This window comes from Frigoribacterium sp. CFBP 8759 (assembly GCF_014841655.1).
Lineage (GTDB): Bacteria > Actinomycetota > Actinomycetes > Actinomycetales > Microbacteriaceae > Frigoribacterium.
The window spans coordinates 115,234-135,365 of the sequence record NZ_JACYUH010000004.1 but is presented as its reverse complement, the minus strand read 5'-3'; the positions used below and the strand labels follow the sequence as shown (position 1 = coordinate 135,365).

Genomic DNA, 20,132 nt, shown 5'->3' with positions numbered 1-20,132 from the left:
ACACCATGACACTCCTCACGCCGTCGCGTCGCCGCATCGACGCGGACCAGAGCCCCTTCTCCGAGGTCCGCGAGACCGAACGCCAGGCGACCCTCTTCGTCATCGCCACGGCGGCCGTCGGCGCCAGCGCGAGCCTCGTCGCCGCCCTCTTCCTCAGCAACGGGCTCTTCCTGTGAACGACGACCTGGTCTACGTCGAACTGGCCCCCACCGAGCCCCTCGACCTGTCGATGCTCTTCGCGGCCGAAGCGGCCTGACCCCTCGAGGCGGGTTGACCCGACGAGGCGGCCCGAGCCGTCCAGGCGGCCCGCCTCGGCCGGCCGGCCACCGCGGGACGTGACGTCCATGCGGTTCCGAGCCGGCGCCTCCTACCCTTGACGCCATGCAGACCCTCGACCCGGCGCGCGCCGATCCGGCCTCACGGCTCGACAGTCGGTACGGCCGGCGGCCGGGCCGGACTCGTCGATCGCGACTGATCGCCCTCGTCGCGGGTGCCGTCGTGGCCGTCGTGGTGGCGGCCTGGGTCGTGCTCGTCGCGTTCGACGGCGACTCGGCCGAGCTCGAGGTGAGCCACTACGGCTTCACCGTCGCGGGCGACGACGCCGTCCAGGTGCAGTACACGATCAACGTCGCGGGCGGCACGGACGTCGGCTGTGCGGTGCAGGCGCTGAACGAGAACCGCGCGGTGGTCGGGTGGAAGGTCGTCGACCTCCCCGCGGTCGACACGTTCACGCAGACCTACACGACCTCGCTCGTGACCAGCGAGCGCGCGGTGACCGGTTCGGCCTACCGCTGCTGGGTGCTCTGACCGGCACCTCCACGAACGACGCGACCCGCGCCTCCTGCAGGAGGCGCGGGTCGCGTTCGTCGGGCGGCGTCACCGCCCGGCCGGGTCAGGAGGCCTGCGGCACCCGGTTCGCCTTCGCCAGGTTGGCGACGAGCTCGTCCTTCGTCTGACGGACGACGTAGGCCGGGCGGTCGCGCTCCACGCGCCAGCTCTCGGACAACGGGCTGACGTCGACGGTGTCGAAGCCGAGCTCGTCGTAGAGGTCGGTCATCAGGGCGACGGCCTCGGGGGAGTCGCTCGACGTGGCCAGCGCGCGGCGGTCGGGGGTGCCGGCCGGGGCGGTGTCGGTCGTGATGTCGTCGGCCGGGATGTGGTTGAAGCCCTTGACGACCGTGCTGGTGGGCAGGTGGCGCTGCAGCATCTCGGCGGTCGTGTCGGTGCCCTCGTCGAGCGCCGTGATGTGGCCGTCGCGCTCGAAGTAGTAGTTGTTCGTGTCGATCACGGTCTTGCCCGCGAGCGGCTCGACGGGCACCTGGTCGACGTTCTTGAGGGGGACGGTGACGACGACGACGTCGCCCGCTTCGCCGGCCTCGGTCGCCGTGGCGGCCCGGGCCTTGGGGCCGAGGTCGGCCACGAGGTCGGCCAGGGTCTCGGGGCCGCGCGAGTTGCTGATCACGACGTCGTGGCCGTGGGCGATGACCGCCCGGGCGACCTGGCTGCCGATGTTGCCTGCTCCGATGATTCCGTAGGTTGTCATGCGCAACGCAACCGATGGCCCGCCCGATGCCTTCCCGACGACGACGTTCTCCCAGGGCATCGCAAGGTCCGGCCGGCTCGCGCCGGGGTCCCCGGGCGATGGGCGTGACCTCGTCGTGATGTGATCGTCACCCGCCGGACCGTCACGAGATCGCCCCGCATGCGACAGGATGGACCACACACCAGTCACGAGGGGGAGGCGATGGCCGCGCCACAGCAGGACGACGCGCTCGATCGCGTCCTCGCCGAGCGCTACCGCCTGCAGTCCGTCGTGGGTCGGGGCGGCATGGCGACCGTCTACAAGGCCGTCGACGAGAGCCTCAACCGCACCGTCGCGATCAAGGTCTTCCACAGCGCGATGGTCGACCCGGCCCGACAAGAGGCCGAGCTCGGCGTGCTGTCGAGCCTCGAGCACCACGGCCTCGTCGGTCTCTTCGACGCCGGTGTCGAGCAGGGGCCGAACGGTCCGCAACGCTTCCTCGTGATGCCGCTGATCGCCGGCCTCAACCTCGAAGACCGTCTGCGGCACGGCGCGCTCGCCCCGCGGCACATCGCCGAGATCGGCTACGACATGGCCGAGGCGCTCGACTACATCCACGGCCACGCGGTGGTGCACCGCGACATCAAGCCGTCGAACATCCTGCTCGTCGACTACGGCGACCACGAGGCGGCCCGCGCCCGGGCCAAGCTCGCCGACTTCGGCATCGCCCTCACCGAGGACGTCGAACGGCTCACCGCCGAGGGCGTCACCACCGGCACCGCGGCGTACCTCAGCCCCGAGCAGGCCGTGGGCGGCCAGGTCGGCCCCCCGAGCGACGTCTACAGCCTCGGCCTCGTGCTGCTGCAGTGCTTCACGCGTCGACGCGAGTTCCCGGGGTCGCTCGTCGAGTCGGCCGTGGCCCGGCTGTCGCGCGACCCGGTGCTGCCCGACCCGCTGCCCGAGCACTGGCGTCACGCCTTGCGGGCGATGACCCGCCGGGACCCCGCCGAGCGGCCGACGCGGGCCGAGCTCGTCGCGATGATGCGCGACGTGGTCATCACCGAGACGACCGAGCACCGCGACGCCGTGGGCGACCTGTCGACCGGCGACGGCTCGATGCGCGGGGGCGACACCGAGCCCTTCGACCACAGCGAGGTGCTCGACACCCTGCCCAACGAGGCGCTCGACCGCGTCACCGCCATGGCGGCCCGCCTGTTCTCGGCGCCCATCGCCCTGGCGACCGTGATCGACGACGACCGCACGTGGTTCACGACCCACTACGACCCCGCCGTGGGCGACATCGCCCGGCACATCGACCTCTCGCTCGGGGCCGTCCACTCGTCCGAGCCGCTCGTCATCGAGGACGCCGCCACCGACCGTCGCGTGGCGTCGAGCCCGCTGGTCACCGGTCCGCTCGGCATGCGGTTCTACGTCAGCGTGCCCCTCACCCGGCGCGACGGCCACACGATCGGCACCCTCTCGGTGATCGGTCGCGAGCCGGGCACGGCCAGTGACGAGCAGGTCGCCAACCTCGCCGACCTCGCGGCGCTCGTCGTCGCCCAGCTCGAGCTGCGACAAGAGAGCCTGCGCATCGCCGGCACGACCACCGGCAGCGTCCCGCACGCCGAGCGCGTCGACCTCGACTCCCGCACCCGGAGCCCGTCCGACCGCTGACGTGCGGCAGACTTGCCCGGTGACCGTCGAGCTCGTGCCCTCCGCCGCGAGCCGGCCCACCGTGAGGCAGTCCTCCGCGACCGGGGCCGCCACGGCGACCGGGGCCGCCCCCGTGCCCGCCCGCGTCGCCGCCTTCCCCCGCCTGCGCTACATGGGCTCGAAGTACGCGCTGCTGCCCGTGCTGCACGACGTCTTCTCGAGCGTCGCGCCCGTGTCGAGCCGCGAACCCGGAGGCCGAGGAGGCGCGGTGCGGCCCTCGACCGCGATCGACGCCTTCAGCGGGTCCGGCGTCGTCTCGTACCTGATGAAGGCGGAAGGTCGCCAGGTCGTGAGCAACGACTTCCTGGCATTCCCCGCGGTCATCGCCCGCGCCTCCGTCGTCAACGGGTCGACGACGCTGTCCGACGAGCTCGTCGACGAGATCTGCGGCCCGCCCGCGGACGACCGCGACGTCGTCCGCCGCACCTTCGACGGCGTGTTCTTCTCGGCCGACGACCGGGCGTTCCTCGACTCGGCCTGGTCGCACGTCGACCGGCTCGTCGGTGCCGAGCGCGACCTGGCGATCGCGGGCCTCGTGCTGGCCGCGGCGCGCAAGCAACCCCGGGGTGTCTTCACCTTCACCGGGGCGCGCTACGACGACGGACGCCGCGACCTGCGGCTGACCATGGCCGAGCAGTTCCGGGCGGCCGTCCGGGCCTACGGCGCCACCGTGTTCGACGACGGGCTCGCGCACGAGGCCGTCGAGGGCGACGTCGCCGACCTCGGGCGACCACCCGCCGACCTGGTGTACCTCGATCCGCCCTACGCGCCTCCTCGGGACGACGCGGACTACATGAAGCGGTACCACTTCCTGCAGGGGCTGGCCGTGTACTGGCGGGGGCAGACGATCATGACCGAGACCAAGACGAAGAAGATCGCCAAGCTGTTCACGCCGTTCGCCTACCCGCGCACGGTCGACGACGCCCTCGTGCGCACCTTCGAGCAGTTCGCCGACGCCGGGGCGCTCGTGCTGTCGTACTCGTCGAACGCCGTGCCGAGCCGCGAGCGCATCGAGCAGCTGATGCGCACGGTCAAGCCGCACGTCGAGGTGCGCGTGGTCGACCACACCTACAGCTTCGGCACGCACCGCGCGGCGACCCGCACGGCGGCCACCGAGTACGTCTTCGTCGGGAGGGACCGACCGTGACGATCCCCACCTTCGACGACTACGTCGCCTCGCTCGGCCGCATGACCCCGCACGTCGACCCGACCGCTCCGTCGGCCGCGGCGACCGACCTCGGCCGGGCCGCGGCGAGCCTCGGCGACCTGCCCGTCGTCGACCGCGACCACCTCGCCGAGTGGACCCGGCAGCACCCGGCGTGGGTGCCCGCCCTCGGCCTGGCCGTCGGGCTGTCGCAGGAGAAGCTGCGCAACTCGCTGCGGCACGCCTTCGACACCCCCAGCTGGCTGACGCTCGCGCGCGGACGGGCCGACGAACTGGTCGCCCACCTCGACGACGAGTTCGAGCTCGTCCGCCTCGTCGCGTCCCAGCGGCACCGCACGTACGACTTCGGCGACCTGCTCTCGGCCCGGGCCGGCACCCGGGCGTCGGCGATCCGCGCCGGGGTGTCGGGTCGGCGGCTCGAGGACGAGATCGAGGCCATCGCCCGTGACCTCGGACTCGCCTGCGGCACGCGGACGCGGTTCACCGGCCGGGCGAACCGCACGGCGCCGTGCGACCTGGTGATCCCCTCGGCGCAGGAGCCCGCCATCGTGGTCGCGGCGAAGGGGTTCGACTCGACCGGTTCGAAGCTGACCGACGCCGTCCGCGAGATCGAGGAGATGGCCGACGTGCGGCTGCCCCGACAGACCGTCATGGCCGTGATCGACGGCATCGGCTGGAAGAGCCGTCAGGCCGACCTCAAGCGCATCCACCAGCTCTGGGTCGACCAGCAGATCGACGGGCTCTACACGCTGTCGACGCTCGACCGCTTCCGGGTCGACCTGGCCGACGCCGCACGCCTGCGCCGCCTCATCCCCTAGGCCCGCGGCCCGCAGCCGAGGCGGGTCAGGCGGGTCAGGCGGCGGCGTGGGGTGCGTCGCGCGTGCCGACCCCGTGGCGGTCGAACGCCCGGCCGAGGTCGAGCAGCGTGTCGGCGAGGGCACCGTGTCGCGACGCCGGCACGACCTCGGCGAAGGCGGCGGCGTAGGCGCTCGCGATGGCCGTCGTGACCTCGACGCCGCGCGGCGTGCGGCTGACGATGACGCTGCGGCGGTCGTCCGGGTTGCGGCGCCGGTCGAGGTGCCCGGCGTCGACGAGGCGGTCGACGAGGTTGGTCATCGCACCCGACGAGAGGTCGAGGTGCTCGGCCGCCCGCTTCGGGGTGACCAGGTCGCCGGTGGCCCATACGTAGAAGAGGAACCGGATGTCGGTGTCGCCCAGCCCGAAGAGGTCGCCCTGGTGGTCGAGCACCCGCGAGTGGTTCAGCATCAACAGGCGGAACGAGTCGAGCAGGCGGCCGAGGTCGCCGGGGGCGAGGCCGGGGTCGGGCGTGAGGCCGGGGCCGGTGATGAGGCCGGGGCCGGGGGTGAGGCCGGGGTCGGCCCGGGGTGGGGAGATGAGCAAGGGGGTCCTCCGTGACGCGTGTGGGCGTGCCGTCCATGGCACCGGCTCAGTCAACAAGAATCTCGACGATCGTGACACCCCCACCACTGGGGACATGGTTCGCCTTGCGTGCCTCTCGGACTCTGAGTAATTTGATTGTCGTACCACTTGAGAACAACGACCACTCGAAACCGGAACGGTTCGGGAGGTGAGCTTCTCACCGGCGAAGCCCCTGAATCACCTCGCCGGGGTGGCCCCCGACATCCCCTCTTCCCCCCTCTCGCCCTGGAGCACACCATGTCCCGTCCCACGCCCCGCATCGCCCGCATCGCCGCCTGGATCGCCATCCCCGCCGCCCTCGTCGCCTCGGGCATCGTCGTCTCGACGGCGTCGTACTCGGCCTTCTCGTCGACCACGGTCAACCCCACCAGCAACTGGACCGCCGGCTCCGTCGCCCTGACCGACGACGACAGCAACACCGCGCTCTTCACCGCCACGAACCTCAAGCCCGGCCAGACCGGCAGCAACTGCATCGCCGTCACCAGCACGGGTTCGCTCGCCTCGGCCGTCAAGCTCTACGGGACGGGCGCCGCCACGACCAACAACCTCGCGTCGAACATCACGCTGAGCGTCGTGCAGGGCACCGGCGGCGGCTTCGGCTCGTGCACCGGCTTCACCCCGCTCTCGGCGGGCTCGAGCCTCTACAGCGGCACGCTGGCCGCCTTCGGCACCAGCTACACCAACTACTCCAACAGCGTCGGCACCTGGGCCCCCACCGGCACCGCGTCCGAGACCCGCACCTACCAGGTGACCTACACCGTCTCGAACACCGCCCCCAACACGACCCAGGGCGGCACCGCGAGCCTCGGCCTCACCTGGGAGGCTCAGAACAGCTGAGGCCCGTCCCGCGGCTGACCCCCGCGTCACGGCGACACCGCACCAGCACCGCGCACCACCGCACCAGGCGGCCCGAGACCGCATCATCCGCACCACCCCCGAGCAGAGGCACCCATGAGCACGATCGACCTGAAACTGCGGCCCACCACCGCGGCCGCGGCCTCGATCACCGTGCCCCTGGGTGCCTCTCGTCCGTGGCTCGACTGGACGCGCCTGGCCCTCGGCACGGCGTCCCGCGTCGTGCTCTACTCGCTGCTCGGCCTGATGGTCTACGCGGCCGCCCCCGCCGCCCTCGGCTGGAGCCCCACGACCGTGATGACCGGCTCGATGGAGCCCCGCATCCACCCCGGCGACGTCGTCGTCGCGAAGCCCGTGGCGGCGTCCGACGTGCACCGTGGTCAGGTCCTCCTCTTCGACGACCCCGACCAGGCCGGGCACCTGCGGCTGCACCGCTACCACGACAACGGCCAGGCCGGGCAGATCGTCACCAAGGGCGACGCCAACCCGAGCGTCGACTCGACGCCGATCGAGCGCAGCGCCGTCATCGGCGTCGGGTTCCTGCGCGTGCCGTACGTCGGAACGCCCTTCGTCTGGGCCGCGGCCCACCAGTACGGCCACCTGCTGGTCACCGGCGGACTGCTGATCCTCGTCGTCCTGCTCAGCCGCAACGACCGGTACCTGCTGCGTGACGAGCGTTCCGCGTCGCCTCGGGTGACCGTCCCCGCCGGCCGCCGCGTCCAGCGTCGTCGCGAGCGGCGCCTCCGTCGCCTGAGGACCGCAGGAGGCGCGATCGGCCTGGCAGCGATCGGTGGCGGTCTCGCACTCACCCTCGTCGTCTCCGGTGGCGCGCACGCCGCGTTCGCCGCCCCGACCGCCAACCCGACCTCGAGCTTCGGTGCCGGGAACTACGACTGCCTGCAGGACACCTACAACTCGCAGACCTCGTACGGTTTCCCGTACAACGAGACGTCCGGCACGACCACCACCGACGGCAGCTCGTTCGCCCGAGTGGGCACCCTGAGCGGCGGGGCGACGTTCGTCGCCGGCTCGTGCGCCACCAACCAGAGCCCCTACCTGCAGCTCGACGGCACGGGTCAGGTCACGACCGCGGTCAACCTCACCGGCCAGGCCGCCTTCACGATCGAGACCTGGTTCCGCACGACCAGCACGGCCGGGGGCACCCTGGCCGCGTTCACGACGGCCCCGACCGGCACGAACACGACCGCCGACCGCGCGCTGTACCTGACCACGGCGGGCAAGATCGTCCTCGGCGTGCGCCCCACCACGACCACGACCAAGGCGACGACGACGCCCGCCTCGTACAACGACGGCGCCTGGCACCACGTGGTCGCCACCCTCTCGGGCACGAGCACGGTGGTCTACGTCGACGGCGTCGCCGTCGTCACCGACAGCACGAACAAGACCGTGCAGACGGCCACCGGTTACTGGCGGGTCGGCTACGCCCCGCTCAGCGGGCTGCCGTCGGCTCCGACCAACGGCTACTTCGTCGGCTCGGTCGACGGCACGACGATCTACAACAACTCGGCCCAGAGCGCCTCGGCCGTGCAGGCCCGGTACGCGGCCGGCCACTGAGCGACCGCAGCGGGTCTGCTCAGCCGGCCAGCGCCTCCTCGATCACCGCGACGACCTCGGGGGCGTCGGGCTCGGTCGTGGGACGGAAGCGGTGCACGGCGCCGCCGGGCGTGATCACGAACTTCTCGAAGTTCCACTTGACGCGGCCGGCCTTGCCGTCGGCATCGGTGGCCTTCTTCAGCTCGGTGTAGAGCGGGTGCTCACCCCGGCCGTTCACCTTGACCTTCTCCATCATCGGGAAGGTCACGCCCCAGGTCGCCGAGCAGTACTCCTCGATGGCCTCGCCGCTCGAGAGCTCCTGGAAGAACTGGTTGCTGGGGAAGCCCAGCACCGTGAAGCCCTGCTCGCCGTACTGCTTCTGCAGCGCCTCGAGCTTCTCGTACTGTGGCGCGAGGCCACAGCGGGAGGCCACGTTCACGACCATCACGACCTTGTCGGCGTAGGCGCCGAACGTGGTGGACTCGCCGCGGATCGTGGTCAGGGTGATGTCGTCGAGCGTCATGGGTCCGACCGTAGGCCCGCCCGCTGCGAGCCGGCCCTCAGGCACGTCGCCGATCTACTGTCAACCCCCCTGGGATCGACTGGTGCGGGGTTTGGAGTGCGTGCAACAATTCGCTGAGATGGCTGCCCGCGACGACAAGATGCGCTTCGACGCGCGGGGGCGCGATCTCGACGAGGCGGTCGACATCCTGCAGGCCGGGTACAACGGCCGGGGTTTCCGCGTCGCTCCCACCGAGGCCCCTTTCTCGTTCCGCCACACCATCGTCGGCGACGGGGCGATGACCCTGCGGTCGACGATGTTCATGGGTCGCGTCGACGGGCAGGCGGCCGCGGGTGACGAGCACGTCGTCCACTGGCTGCTCGACGGGCGTTCCACGATCGACAACGGTCGCGACGAGGTGGCCGGAGCCGTCGGACGACCGATCCTCTTCCCCGAGGGGCGGGACTTCGAGTTCACCACCGAGGACGTCAACCAGAGCCTGCTCCACCTCTCCAAGTCGGTCGTCGACGAGGTCGCGGCCGAGCAGCACGGCGTCATGCCCGGCACGCTCCGCTTCGACCACGCCGCCCCCGTCTCGTCCGCCGCGATGCAGGCCTGGCACGCCACGGTCCGTCTGATCGGACGCGCCTACCTGGGCTCGGGCGAACCCAGCGACCTGATGCGCACCGAGATGGCCCGGATGGCCGCGGTGGCCCTGCTCGACACCTTCGCCCACACCTCGAGCCAGATGCCCGCGGCGTTGCTGGCACCGCGCAACGCGAGCCTCCGCCTCGCCGTCGAATACATGCACGCCAGCGCCCACCTGCCGATCTCGGCCGTGGACATCGCCCGGGAGGCCGGGCTCACCCCGCGCGGGCTGCAACAGGCGTTCAGTCGTCACCTCGACACCACGCCCACGGCCTACCTGCGCGAGATCCGCCTCGAGCGCGTGCACGACGCGCTGCGGGCGGCCGCCCCGGACGCCACGACCGTCGCCGACGTCGCCCGACACTGGGCCTTCGCCCACCTCGGCCGGTTCTCGGCCGCGTACCAGCAGCGGTTCGGCGAGTACCCCCGCGAGACGCTGCACCGCGGCTGAGGTCGGGGGTGCCCGGAGCGTGCGGCCGCCTCGCCGCCGAGCGCGCCTCCCGGCTCGAGCCGGCGGTCAGCGACCGGGTGCGGCGAAGACGCGCAGGGCGCCCGGGACGACCTCGACCGTGACGGGCAGCGGCCCGACGCGCTCGCCGTCCGCGTAGGCGGCGACCCCGTCGGCCTCGATCACGGCCCGACGCACGCGATGCACGGTCACGTTCGGGTGGCTCAGGTGGGTGCCGCGGAACACGCTCGGGAACAGCCGGACGAACTGCCAGCGCGTCAGCCGCTCCACCACGAGCACGTCGAGCAACCCGTCGTCGAGCACGGCGTCGGGCGTGACCTTCATGCCGCCGCCGAGCGACTGGCCGTTGCCGACCGAGATCAGGGTGCCCTCGACCGTCGAGGCGACCCCGTCGAGCTCGAGGCGGTACGAGATGCGCGGCAGGCGCACCAGCTCGATGGCGAGCGCGACGTCGTAGCGGCGGCGCCCCTTCGGCCAGCTCAGCCGGTTGGCCCGCTCGTTCACGACGGCGTCGAAACCGGCCGAGACCATGCAGGCGAACCAGGTGGCCCGGCCGTCGGCCTGCAGCACGCGTCCGGCGTCGATCGTGGTCGGCTCGCCCTCGAGCAGTCGGACCAGGAGGCGCGTGGCCGCCTCGGCGTCGTCGTGGGGCAGCCCGAACGCCCGGGCCGTGTCGTTGCCGGTGCCGGTCGGCACCAGTCCCAGCGGCACGTCCGTGCCCGCGACGAGGTTGGCCCCGAGGTTCACCATGCCGTCGCCGCCGACGACGATCAGGGCGTCGGGACGCTCGCCGTGGTCGGGGTCGAGCTCGCGACGGGCGGCGGCCACGAGGTCGTCGTAGCTCGACTCGGTGAGCGGCACGACCGTGTGGCCGGCACCGCGGAGCCCGGCGAGCACCCCGTCGGCGAGGTGCTTCCGGCCGCCGGCGGAGGCGCCGGGGTTGATCGCCACGACCAGGCGGAGGGGCGTCGGGGTCATGGCGTCGATCTTGCCAGCCCCGCGCCCCGCGCGCCCCCCGCGCCCCGCGCGGGCCGCGTGACATCCCTGTTCCGGCGCGACACCCCGCGTTCCCGGGGTGTCACGCCGGCCCGGGGGTGTGACGCCGAGGCGGGTGCGTCGCACGGCGGGCATACTGGACGCTGACCCACGGACGAGAGGCATCTTCACCATGAGCAGCACCCACGGCACCACGACGACCGCGACCCCGGCCCCCTACGAGCCGACCATCCGCGAGTCGCCCAACCGCGGGGCCGGCCTGTTCGTCGGCACGGTGTTCCTCCTGCTCGGCGCCATCGGGTTCCTCGTCGAGGACATGGGCACGTTCTTCTCCACGCAGGGCGCGTCGCTCTGGTTCGTCTGGAACCTCAACCCTGCGCTGGTCGTCGTCTGGGTGCTGGCCGGTGCCGCGCTGATCATCGCCGGCGCGTCGTCGCGAGCGAGCGCGCGGTACATCAACACCTGGATCGGCCTGATCTTCGTGGTCTTCGGCGTCGCCGGCTTCTTCCTCGAGGGCACCGACGTCAACTTCCTGGCCTTCAACCTCGGCGACAACGTCACGCACCTCGTCGGCGGCCTGCTGCTGCTCGCGACCGCCATGGGGGCCGAGCGCCGCCGCCGCTGACCCCTGCCGCAGGGCGCCGCACCTCTCGACGGGCTGCGATCCGGCTGCACGTCCGCCGGGATCGGCCCCGGGGGCTACCGGCGCCGCGCCTCCCTGGCTAGGGTTAGGGTCACCTAACCCAGGTGACCAGGAGGTGCGCACCATGACCGTCGTCATCCCCTTCTCCGAGGCGGTGCGCGAGCGTACGGCCGAGCGGGTCCCCGCCGACGTCGGCTGCTCGTTCATGACCGATCTGCTGATCGGCCGGGGCACGCGGGACGACTACGTGCAGCTGCTCGCTCAGCACTACTTCGTCTACGCCGCCCTCGAGGACGCCGCCGCGGGGTGGTCCGGCGACCCGGTGGTGGCTCCGTTCCTCGCCCCGGGGCTGACCCGGTTGCCGGCCATCGAGGCCGACCTGGCGTTCCTGCTCGGTGCCGACTGGCGGGCCCGGGTCTCACCGCTGCCGACCACGCAGGCGTACGTCGATCGGATCGAGCAGGCGTCGACCTGGGCCGGCGGCTTCATCGCGCACCACTACACGCGCTGCCTCGGTGACCTGTCGGGCGGGCACCTGATCCGCAGCATCCTGCAGCGTCGGTTCGGATTCGACACGAACGGCGTCGGGTTCTTCCTGTTCGCCGAGATCGCCGAGCCGAAGTCGTTCAAGACGACCTACCGCCGCCAGCTCGACGCCGTCGCCTGGTCGGCCGACGAGCGCGAGCACGTGCTCGACGAGGTGTGCGCCGCGTACCGCTTCAGCACCGAGCTGTTTGCCGACCTCGCCGCCGCGAAGGCCGCGGCCTAGCCGTTCGCCGACGGGGTGGGTCCCGGGCCACCGCGTGGTCGGACCGGGTCGTCAGCCCGTGGCGGCTGTCGTCGCGTCGTCGTCCACGCCGGCGTCGGCTGCGGCCCTGATGGCCGGCACGCGTGACGCCTCGCTCATGAAGCGGCGCACGTCGAGGTCGACGATGATGTCGGCCGGTCGCAGCGGGCGCGACAGGTAAAGCCCCTCGAGCGAGGTGATGCGGCTGAGGGCGACGTAGGTCTGCCCCGCGCTGAACACCCGTGAGCCGAGGTCGACGATGGCCCGGTCGTAGGTCTTGCCCTGGGACTTGTGGATCGTGACGGCCCAGGCGAGACGCAGCGGGAACTGCGTGAACTCGGCCACGACGTCTTTCTTGAGCTGCTTGGTGGTCGCCGAGTACGAGTACTTGTGCTTCTCCCACACGACGGGCTGCACCTCGTGGACCTCGCCGTCGACCTCGACGAAGACCGTGTCGCGCACCCGGGTGACGACGCCCGTCGTGCCGTTCACCCAGCGTTGCTCGGAATCGTTGCGGAGGAACATCACCCGGGCCCCGACCTTGAGCTCGAGGGCCTCGTCGGCCGGGTAGGCCCGGCCGCCGAACTCGCCGCTGACCTCGGCCTTGGCGGTCATCACCTTGCCCGACAGGCGATCGAGCTCGACCTTGTTGATGCGGTTGACGGTGTCGTTGCGCGTGGCCAGGGTGATGGCCCCGCCGTCGGTCGGCACGGGTCGTGCCCCGGCGCCGTTGAGGGCCCCGGCGATCTCGGCCGTGACCCGACCGTGCCGCACGGCGTTGAGCATCTCTTTGAAGTCGCCCTCGGTCTGGCGGTGGATGAAGGCCAGCTCGTAGATGCGCAGGCTCGCCTCGGCCCAGACCTTGGCGTCGAAGAACCACATCGAGCGGTAGTTGTCGCGGAAGTACTCGCGCTCTTCGGCGTCGCCCGGCACCGGCGGCAGCTGGTACGGGTCGCCGAACAGCACGACCTGGACGCCGCCGAACGGCTCGTGCTTGCGCTGCCGGGCCTGCCGCAGCGAGCGGTCGATGGCGTCCATCAGGTCGGCGTTGACCATCGAGACCTCGTCGATGACGAGGGTGTCGATGGTGTTCAGCAGCTTGCGCAGCTCGGCGTTCTGCTCGATGTCGTGGTCGGCGATGAGCCCCACCGAGAGGCGGAACAGCGAGTGGATCGTCTGGCCGCCGACGTTGAGGGCGGCGACGCCCGTGGGGGCGCAGATGACGATCTGCTTCGAGGTGTTCCACGACAGGTGGTTCAGCAGGGTCGACTTGCCCGTGCCGGCCCGTCCCGTGACGAAGATGTGCTCGCGGGTGTTCTCGATCGCGTCGTACAGCGCCTGCTGTTCGGCGGAGAGGGCCACGCTCACGACGACGAGCACCTTTCGGGAGGGGGCGGGGGAGGCCACCAATCTACCCGTGACGGGCGTGACGCTCGGTTCTTCGTGACCCGCGCCTCCTATTGTTGTCGTCATGTCGTCGTCTGTGGGGGAGGAGACGCGCCCACCGCTCGGCTGGCCCTTCGTCGCGATCTGGGGCGGGGCGCTGCTCTTCGTGCTGATCGGTTTCTGGGTCACCGTCGTGGCCCTGAACGCCACCGTCTACAGCGGCGCCGGTTTCGTCCGCGGCTACGTGGCGGCGGTCGACCGCGGCGACACGTCGAGCGCGTTGACCCTCGCCGGCGTCACGCCGACCGACCAGCTGGCCGACGCCCTGCTCGAGGTGCCCTCGCTCGGCGGCGTCGACGACGTGACCGAGGTGGGCGACGTCGACCTCGGCGACGACACGCACGCGATCACGCTCTCGTACTCGATGCAGGGCACGTCGGCCACGGCCGAGGCGCCCGCGCAGTCACAGTTCGTCGTCCAGCGGGCCGGCACCCGGTTCGGGCTGTTCCACGCCTGGCGCTTCGTGCAGGCACCCACCGCGCAGCTCGACGTGACGCCCCAGCACGACTCCCGCTTCACGGTGGACGGCCGCGACGTCACGACCGACGCCCCCGACGTCGCGACCCGGTTCACGGTGCTCGCCCCCTCGCGGTTCGAGCTCGACCATGCGTCGCGCTACCTCGAGGCGCCGACCGTCGAGGCCGACGTGCTCAGCGTGGGGGCGACGTCGGGGGTGTCGATCGAGGTGCAGCCCCGGGACGAGTTCGTCGAGGCCGTGCAGGACATGGTCGACCAGCAGCTCGACGAGCAGTGCGTCCCGCAGCAGGTGCTGCTGCCGGCCGGGTGCCCCTTCGGCCGCCAGGTCGACGACCGGGTCACCGACGACCCGACGTGGACCGTGCCCGTCCACCCCGTCGTCTCGATCGTGCCCGGCCCGTCGGGGCAGTGGCAGGTGCCCGGCGTGGCCGGCACCGCCCACCTCGTCGTCGGCGCCCAGTCGCTCTTCGACGGGAAGCGCTACACGATCGACGAGGACGTCCCGTTCACCGTCACGTACCTGATGCGCATCAGCACGTCCGACGAGCTGACGTTCGACTAGGCCCGCCCGTGGCCGCCCGGTAGCCACCCGGGGTCGACCGGACGCGGGGAGCGCGGGTCGGCCCGTCGAGGACGGTCCCGCTCAGGCGGTGGCCGCCCCGGCCCGTTCGAGGTCGCGCAGGTCGTCCACGCCGCCGAAGGTCCCTCGGTAGGCCCGCGGGGTGGTGCCGAGGACGCGGGCGAAGTGGTGTCGCAGGACGGCTGCCGAACCGAAGCCGACCTCGTCGGCGATCGCGTCGATGCCGAGCCCCGTCGCCTCGAGCAGCTCCTGCGACCGCAGGAGGCGCTGGCGGGTGAGCCACGCCCCCGGCGTCGCCCCCAGCTCGGCCTTGAACCGTCGGGCGAAGGTGCGCGGCGACATGTGCGCCCTCGCGGCCAACCCCTCGATGCTCAGGTCGTCGCGGAGGTGTCCGAGCATCCAGTCGGTCAGGGGCGCGAGCGAGTCGTCGACCTCGACCGGGAGGGGCGTCTTGATGAACTGGCTCTGACCGCCGTCGCGGTGCGGCGGCACGACCATCCGGCGGGCGATCACGTTCGCGGCGGCGGCACCGTGCTCGCGGCGGACGAGGTGCAGGCAGGCGTCGATGCCGGCGGCCGTGCCCGCGCTCGTGATGATCCGGCGGTCCTCGACGAAGAGCACGTCGGCGTCGACCTCGATCGCGGGGTGCTCGCGCTGCAGGGCGTCGGAGTACCGCCAGTGCGTCGTCGCCCGGCGGCCGTCGAGCAGCCCGGCCTCGGCCAGTACGAACGCCCCGCTGCAGACGCTGAGCAACCACGCCCCCCGGGCCTCGGCCGCGACGAGCAGCTCGCGCACCGCCGGGGAGACGAGCTCGGCCTGGTCGGGCCGGTTCCACAGGGCCGGCACGCAGACGACGTCGGCGTCGGCCGCGGCGCCCAGGTCGAGGTCGACCGTGATCGAGAAGCCCTGGTTCGTGCGGACGAGCCCCGGGTGCTCGGTCACGATGCGGTGCTCGAAAGGAGGCGCGCCCTCGTCGGTCCGGTCGAGGCCGAACACCTCGCAGAGCACGCCGAACTCGAACGGCGCGACGCCGTCGGCGACGATCGTGGCGACGGTGCGGAACGGCATGGGTGCTCCTCGGGGAATGTCCAGTACTCCGCCACGAAGTAAACAATCCGCCACGCAAAAAGGTGGCGGCCTGTTTGTTTCGTGGCGGGCTGGCGGGCTGGCGGGCGGTGTGGTGGGCGGCCTGACCGGGCTGGCGGGGTGGCGGGATGTCGACGAGTGGTGGCAACACTGCCACTCGTGGCAGGACCTGTCCACCCGTAGTGTTCCTGCCATGCCCACCGAGCCCCGCCCGACGCCCGAGCCCCGCCCGACGCCCGAGCCGCGATCGACCGCCGCCGTCCTCGACGAGCTGCTCGCACCTCCTTCGCTCGTCGCCGCCCGGGCCCTCGAGGCCGCCGCCGCCGTGTCGAGCGTGGCCCTGCTCGCGCACAGTCGTCGCTCGGCGGTGCTCGCCGTCGACCTCGGGCGACGCGAGGGGCTGGCCTTCGACCACGAGCTGCTGTTCGTCGCGGCGGCCCTGCACGACGTCGGGCTGGCGTCGCCGTTCGACAGCCACACCGAGCCGTTCGAGCGAGCCGGGGGCGAGGTCGCCCGGGTGTTCGCCGCGGGGGCGGGCTGGTCGGCCGCACGCGCCCAGCGGCTGGCGGACGTCATCGTGCGGCACATGTGGCCCGCGGTCTCGGCCGACCTCGACGTCGAGGGTCACCTGCTCGAGCGGGCGACGAGCCTCGACGTGTCGGGGGTGGGCGGTGAGGACTGGCCGGCCGAGCTGGTCGCCGCCCTGGTCGAGCGGCTGCCCCGCGACGGGTTCGGTGCCGAGTTCGGCGGGCTGATGTCGACGCAGGCGCACCGGAAGCCCGGCTCCGAGGCCGCCCGCACGATCCGGGGCGGCATGCGCGACCGGATCGCCGCGAACCCGCTCGACCGCCTCTGACCCCGGCGCCCGGGCACCCGCCGCCCGCGCACCGGGTGGGCCACGGCCACGTGCGCCGGGCCCCCTCCCGCGATCGCGCTCCATCGGTTAGAATGATGCGAACGTATGAATCAGGAGAGCACCCGCATGGCACACCCCCTCGAGTTCGGCCTCGACACCTTCGGCGACATCACCGACCGCCTCGACGGCAGCCCCGTCACGCACGCCCAGGCCATCCGCAACCTGGTCGACCAGGCCGTCCTGGCCGACGAGGTCGGTCTCGACTTCATCGGCGTCGGCGAGCACCACCGCAAGGACTTCGCCGTCTCGGCCCCCGAGGTCGTGCTCGCCGCGATCGCCGCCCGCACGAAGACCATCCGCCTGGGCTCGGCCGTCACCGTCCTCAGCTCGGACGACCCCGTGCGCGTGTTCCAGCGCTTCGCCACGGTCGACGCGATCTCGAACGGCCGTGCCGAGGTCATCCTGGGCCGCGGCTCGTTCACCGAGTCGTTCCCGCTCTTCGGCCTCGACCTGCAGGACTACGAGGTGCTCTTCGAGGAGAAGATCCAACTCTTCGCCGAGCTGCTGAAGGAGGGCCCGACGACCTGGTCGGGCACCGTCCGCGCCGGCCTCGACGCGCAAGAGGTCTACCCCAAGACCGAAGGCGGCTCGATCCGCACCTGGGTCGGCGTCGGCGGATCGCCGCAGTCGGTCATCCGGGCCGCGCACTACGGCTTCCCGCTCTTCCTCGCGATCATCGGAGGCCAGCCGGCGCAGTTCGCGCCGTACGCCGACCTCTACCGACGCGCCCTCGGCGAGTTCGGCCACGACTCCCAGCCGATCGCGATGCACTCGCCCGGTTTCGTGGCCGAGACCGACGCCGAAGCCAAGGAGGCGCTGTTCCCCTACCAAGAGGAGCAGACGAACCAGCTCGGTCGCGAACGCGGCTGGCCCCCCTACAGCCGCGCGCAGTACGAGGCCAGCGCCAGCTCGACCGGCGCGCTCTACGTGGGCTCGCCCGAGACCGTCGCCACGAAGATCGCGCAGAACATGCGCCTGCTCGGCGCGACGCGTTTCGACATGCGGTACAGCATGGGCCGCCTGCCGCACGAGCTCATGATGCGCAGCATCGAGCTGTATGGCACGAAGGTCGTCCCGCTGGTGCGCGAGATGCTCGCCTGACGCGACCCGCGCCTCCTCGGGGCTCGTGCCCTACGACCCCGACCAGCGCACCGCGTTTCGTGCACCGCACCCCGTCTAGTCGCCGTTCCCTGCACGAAACACGGTGCGTTGCTGTTTCGCGGCCCGCGGCCCGCGGCCCACGGCCCACGGCCCGCGTCAGCGGGTGCGCTCGCGCTGGTGGGACAGCGCCTCGAGCTGTTCGTTGTACGCCCGGAGCTCGGCGTCGTCGTCGCGCTCGGCCTGGCGGTCCTTCCGGACGGCTTCTCGGCCGTCGCTGCGGCTCCACATGATGGCGACGGCGATGGCCATGACGATCGTGGGGATCTCGCCGACGCTCCAGGCGATGCCGCCGGCGACGTACTGGTCCTGCATCGGCGTCGGGCCCCAGGTGCGCCCCATGGCGCCGTACCAGTCGGCGAGGAAGAGCCCGGTGGCACTCATGATGCCCAGGCCGAAGAACGCGTGGAACGCCATGGTCCCGAGCAGCACGACGAGTCGGGCGGGGTAGGGCAGTCGACCCTTGACGGGGTCGATGCCGATCATCGACTGCACGAAGAGGTAGCCGGTGATCAGGAAGTGCACGATCATCCAGTAGTGGCCGATGTGCGTGGTCGTCGCCCAGCTGAACAACGGCGTGTAGTAGAACGCCCACAGCGAGCCCGCGAACAGCACCGCCGAGATGATCGGGTTGCTGACGAAGGTCGCGAACCGGGAGTGCACCAGGATCATGATCCACTCGCGGCCGCCGCGGGTGCCGTCGCTGCGCTTCTTGATGGTGCGCAACGCGAGCGTCACGGGCGCGCCCGGCACGAGCAGCACGGGCACGAGCATGCCCAGTGCCATGTGCGCGAGCATGTGCGTGCTGAAGAGGTACTCCTCGTACACGTTCGGGGCACCGCACGTGATGTAGAACAACACGACCAGGCCCGCCACCCACGACACCGTGCGGCCGACCGGCCAGCGGTCGCCGCGGCGGTGCAGGCGGACGACGCCGGCCAGGTAGAAGAAGACGCCGAAGGCGCAGAGCAGCCCCCAGAGCAGGTCGACGTTCCATTCGGTGAGGTAGCGCAGCGGCGTCAACTCGGGTGGCAGCGCCTCTTCGGTGAGGATGACCGCGGGGGTCGGGTCGGCCAGGTCGGCTGCGGCGACCTGCTCGACCGGGGTGGCCGTCCGGGCGAGTGCGGCGGCGACGCCGGAGGCGAGCCCCATGAACGCGAGCTCGGCGGTGACGAACCACCAGAAGGCCTTCGTCGTCGCCTTGGGGTGGGTCGTGAGGCGGCCGACGAGCCAGCGCCGTTGCACGACGCCGAACAACCCCAGCGCGACGAGGGCGAACGTCTTGACGAGCACGAGCACGCCGTAGCCCGACGTCAGGGCCGACCAGTCGCCGATGCGGATGGCGGCGCTGCCGATGCCCGACACCGCGACGACCACGAAGCAGACGATCGCCACGCTCGAGTAGCGCGCGAGCACGATCGCCAGCCGCCCGCTCGAGAGGTGCCCGCGCAGCAGCACGATGGCGAGCAGGCCGCCCAGCCAGACCGACGCCCCGACCAGGTGCAGGGCGAGGTCGGTGACGGCGGCGTCGTGGCCACTCGTGCCGGCCGCGTGGCCCTGCTCGGCGATGGGGATGAGCCCGCCGGCGGCGAGCACCGTGACGGCGACGATCAACCAGATGTTGCGGACGATGAAGCAGAGCACCGTGACGGTCGCCGCGATCAGCGTCGTGATCAGCCAGGCGATGCCGAGCTCGGTGTTCGTCAGGAAGAACGCGAGCGTCCGCCCGAACTGGTCGTCGAAGGTGACCGGCACGTTGGCGACGCTGAGGAAGGTGAAGAAGGTGGTGATCGCCGAGGCGACGGCCCAGAACCCCGCCGCGGCGGCGGCGACGTCCATGGCGCGGTCGTACTCCGCTTCGCGTCGGGTGAGTGCGAAGCAGGTCAGGAAGAGCGTGCCGATGGTGAGGGCCGCGCCGACGTTGCCCAGCATCTTGGCTATGGGCAGCCCGTAGCGGACGACCTCGCCGGGGTCGACGACGAGGGGCGCGTCGGCCGCCCCGCCGAACTTCAGAGCGGCGAGGAGGGACGCGAACGCCACCAGCACGAGCAGTGCGGGCGCCGTGGTGCGGGCGAGTCTGGGCATCGTCTACCAGGGTAAGTCGGATCGCCTGGTGAACGGGTGCGGGTGGGGGGCGTCGCTCGACGTCGAGTGATCCGCCCGGGCGACCGGCGC

Annotated in this window: 20 protein-coding genes; 13 read left to right on the top strand and 7 right to left on the bottom strand. The window is 71.8% G+C overall.

Translation table 11 applies throughout. The annotated features are described in order from the left end of the window. The first annotated feature begins 5 nt into the window (after nucleotides 1–5). Nucleotides 6–176: a hypothetical protein gene (locus IFT79_RS14400; RefSeq protein ID WP_157485568.1), complete on the top strand. Its 171-nt coding sequence runs from the start codon at nucleotides 6–8 to the stop codon at nucleotides 174–176. 205 nt (nucleotides 177–381) lie between these two features. Beyond that, nucleotides 382–807, top strand: coding sequence for a DUF4307 domain-containing protein (locus IFT79_RS14395; RefSeq protein WP_056049814.1), 426 nt, complete (start codon nucleotides 382–384; stop codon nucleotides 805–807). A gap of 85 nt (nucleotides 808–892) precedes the next feature. Here IFT79_RS14395 and IFT79_RS14390 read toward each other — a convergent pair whose 3' ends face one another. Continuing rightward, nucleotides 893–1,603, bottom strand: a complete 711-nt coding sequence (locus IFT79_RS14390; RefSeq protein ID WP_255350810.1) for an NADPH-dependent F420 reductase — start codon at nucleotides 1,601–1,603, stop codon at nucleotides 893–895. Nucleotides 1,604–1,744: 141 nt separating this feature from the next. Here IFT79_RS14390 and IFT79_RS14385 point away from each other — a divergent pair, with 141 nt between their 5' ends. Genes IFT79_RS14385 through IFT79_RS14375 form a run of 3 tightly spaced genes read left to right on the top strand, consistent with a single transcriptional unit; the run spans nucleotide 1,745 to nucleotide 5,218 of the window. Then, on the top strand, nucleotides 1,745–3,196 hold the full coding sequence (locus tag IFT79_RS14385; RefSeq protein WP_082460653.1) for a protein kinase domain-containing protein: 1,452 nt from the start codon (nucleotides 1,745–1,747) through the stop codon (nucleotides 3,194–3,196). Nucleotides 3,197–3,215: 19 nt separating this feature from the next. Further along, the gene (locus IFT79_RS14380; protein ID WP_235452899.1) at nucleotides 3,216–4,382 is read left to right on the top strand and encodes a DNA adenine methylase; all 1,167 of its coding nucleotides are present in this window, start codon (nucleotides 3,216–3,218) and stop codon (nucleotides 4,380–4,382) included. Continuing rightward, nucleotides 4,379–5,218 carry a hypothetical protein gene (locus IFT79_RS14375; RefSeq protein ID WP_342211855.1) on the top strand — a complete coding sequence of 280 codons (840 nt, stop codon included), beginning with the start codon at nucleotides 4,379–4,381 and terminating at the stop codon, nucleotides 5,216–5,218. The genes IFT79_RS14380 and IFT79_RS14375 overlap by 4 nt, the downstream gene beginning before the upstream one ends. A 34-nt stretch (nucleotides 5,219–5,252) precedes the next feature. Here the strand turns inward: IFT79_RS14375 and IFT79_RS14370 are convergent, their stop codons facing one another. Beyond that, complete coding sequence (locus IFT79_RS14370) at nucleotides 5,253–5,801, bottom strand: MarR family winged helix-turn-helix transcriptional regulator (protein WP_192124971.1); 549 nt, start codon at nucleotides 5,799–5,801, stop codon at nucleotides 5,253–5,255. Nucleotides 5,802–6,077: 276 nt separating this feature from the next. Between IFT79_RS14370 and IFT79_RS14365 the strand changes: the two genes are divergently transcribed. Beyond that, nucleotides 6,078–6,677, top strand: a complete 600-nt coding sequence (locus IFT79_RS14365; protein WP_192124955.1) for a hypothetical protein — start codon at nucleotides 6,078–6,080, stop codon at nucleotides 6,675–6,677. Nucleotides 6,678–6,791: 114 nt separating this feature from the next. Further along, nucleotides 6,792–8,270 carry a signal peptidase I gene (locus IFT79_RS14360; protein ID WP_192124954.1) on the top strand — a complete coding sequence of 493 codons (1,479 nt, stop codon included), beginning with the start codon at nucleotides 6,792–6,794 and terminating at the stop codon, nucleotides 8,268–8,270. Between the two features lie 19 nt (nucleotides 8,271–8,289). Here IFT79_RS14360 and IFT79_RS14355 read toward each other — a convergent pair whose 3' ends face one another. Further along, nucleotides 8,290–8,772 carry a glutathione peroxidase gene (locus IFT79_RS14355; RefSeq protein WP_056049801.1) on the bottom strand — a complete coding sequence of 161 codons (483 nt, stop codon included), beginning with the start codon at nucleotides 8,770–8,772 and terminating at the stop codon, nucleotides 8,290–8,292. 118 nt (nucleotides 8,773–8,890) lie between these two features. Between IFT79_RS14355 and IFT79_RS14350 the strand changes: the two genes are divergently transcribed. After that, the gene (locus IFT79_RS14350) at nucleotides 8,891–9,850 is read left to right on the top strand and encodes a helix-turn-helix domain-containing protein (protein WP_192124952.1); all 960 of its coding nucleotides are present in this window, start codon (nucleotides 8,891–8,893) and stop codon (nucleotides 9,848–9,850) included. A 66-nt stretch (nucleotides 9,851–9,916) separates the two neighbouring features. Here IFT79_RS14350 and IFT79_RS14345 read toward each other — a convergent pair whose 3' ends face one another. Next, entirely contained in the window at nucleotides 9,917–10,846 is a 930-nt protein-coding gene (locus IFT79_RS14345) for a diacylglycerol kinase family protein (RefSeq protein ID WP_192124950.1), read from the bottom strand. A gap of 190 nt (nucleotides 10,847–11,036) precedes the next feature. On the opposite strand from IFT79_RS14345, the gene IFT79_RS14340 reads away from it, so the two are divergent. Next, a complete protein-coding gene (locus IFT79_RS14340; protein ID WP_192124948.1) occupies nucleotides 11,037–11,489 on the top strand; it encodes a DUF4383 domain-containing protein in 453 nt (150 codons plus the stop codon). A gap of 142 nt (nucleotides 11,490–11,631) precedes the next feature. After that, the gene (locus IFT79_RS14335) at nucleotides 11,632–12,276 is read left to right on the top strand and encodes a biliverdin-producing heme oxygenase (RefSeq protein WP_173154504.1); all 645 of its coding nucleotides are present in this window, start codon (nucleotides 11,632–11,634) and stop codon (nucleotides 12,274–12,276) included. A gap of 51 nt (nucleotides 12,277–12,327) precedes the next feature. On the opposite strand, the gene IFT79_RS14330 is transcribed toward IFT79_RS14335, so the two are convergent. Continuing rightward, the gene (locus IFT79_RS14330; protein ID WP_342211858.1) at nucleotides 12,328–13,662 is read right to left on the bottom strand and encodes an ATP-dependent DNA helicase; all 1,335 of its coding nucleotides are present in this window, start codon (nucleotides 13,660–13,662) and stop codon (nucleotides 12,328–12,330) included. A 103-nt stretch (nucleotides 13,663–13,765) separates the two neighbouring features. Between IFT79_RS14330 and IFT79_RS14325 the strand changes: the two genes are divergently transcribed. Continuing rightward, nucleotides 13,766–14,779, top strand: a complete 1,014-nt coding sequence (locus IFT79_RS14325) for a hypothetical protein (protein ID WP_157485563.1) — start codon at nucleotides 13,766–13,768, stop codon at nucleotides 14,777–14,779. An 81-nt stretch (nucleotides 14,780–14,860) separates the two neighbouring features. On the opposite strand, the gene IFT79_RS14320 is transcribed toward IFT79_RS14325, so the two are convergent. Further along, the gene (locus tag IFT79_RS14320; RefSeq protein ID WP_192124944.1) at nucleotides 14,861–15,865 is read right to left on the bottom strand and encodes a GlxA family transcriptional regulator; all 1,005 of its coding nucleotides are present in this window, start codon (nucleotides 15,863–15,865) and stop codon (nucleotides 14,861–14,863) included. A 211-nt stretch (nucleotides 15,866–16,076) separates the two neighbouring features. On the opposite strand from IFT79_RS14320, the gene IFT79_RS14315 reads away from it, so the two are divergent. After that, nucleotides 16,077–16,739, top strand: coding sequence for an HD domain-containing protein (locus tag IFT79_RS14315; protein ID WP_192124942.1), 663 nt, complete (start codon nucleotides 16,077–16,079; stop codon nucleotides 16,737–16,739). Between the two features lie 126 nt (nucleotides 16,740–16,865). After that, a complete protein-coding gene (locus tag IFT79_RS14310) occupies nucleotides 16,866–17,900 on the top strand; it encodes an LLM class flavin-dependent oxidoreductase (RefSeq protein ID WP_056049785.1) in 1,035 nt (344 codons plus the stop codon). Between the two features lie 156 nt (nucleotides 17,901–18,056). Here IFT79_RS14310 and IFT79_RS14305 read toward each other — a convergent pair whose 3' ends face one another. Next, complete coding sequence (locus tag IFT79_RS14305; RefSeq protein ID WP_192124940.1) at nucleotides 18,057–20,042, bottom strand: cytochrome c oxidase assembly protein; 1,986 nt, start codon at nucleotides 20,040–20,042, stop codon at nucleotides 18,057–18,059. Nucleotides 20,043–20,132: the final 90 nt, after the last annotated feature.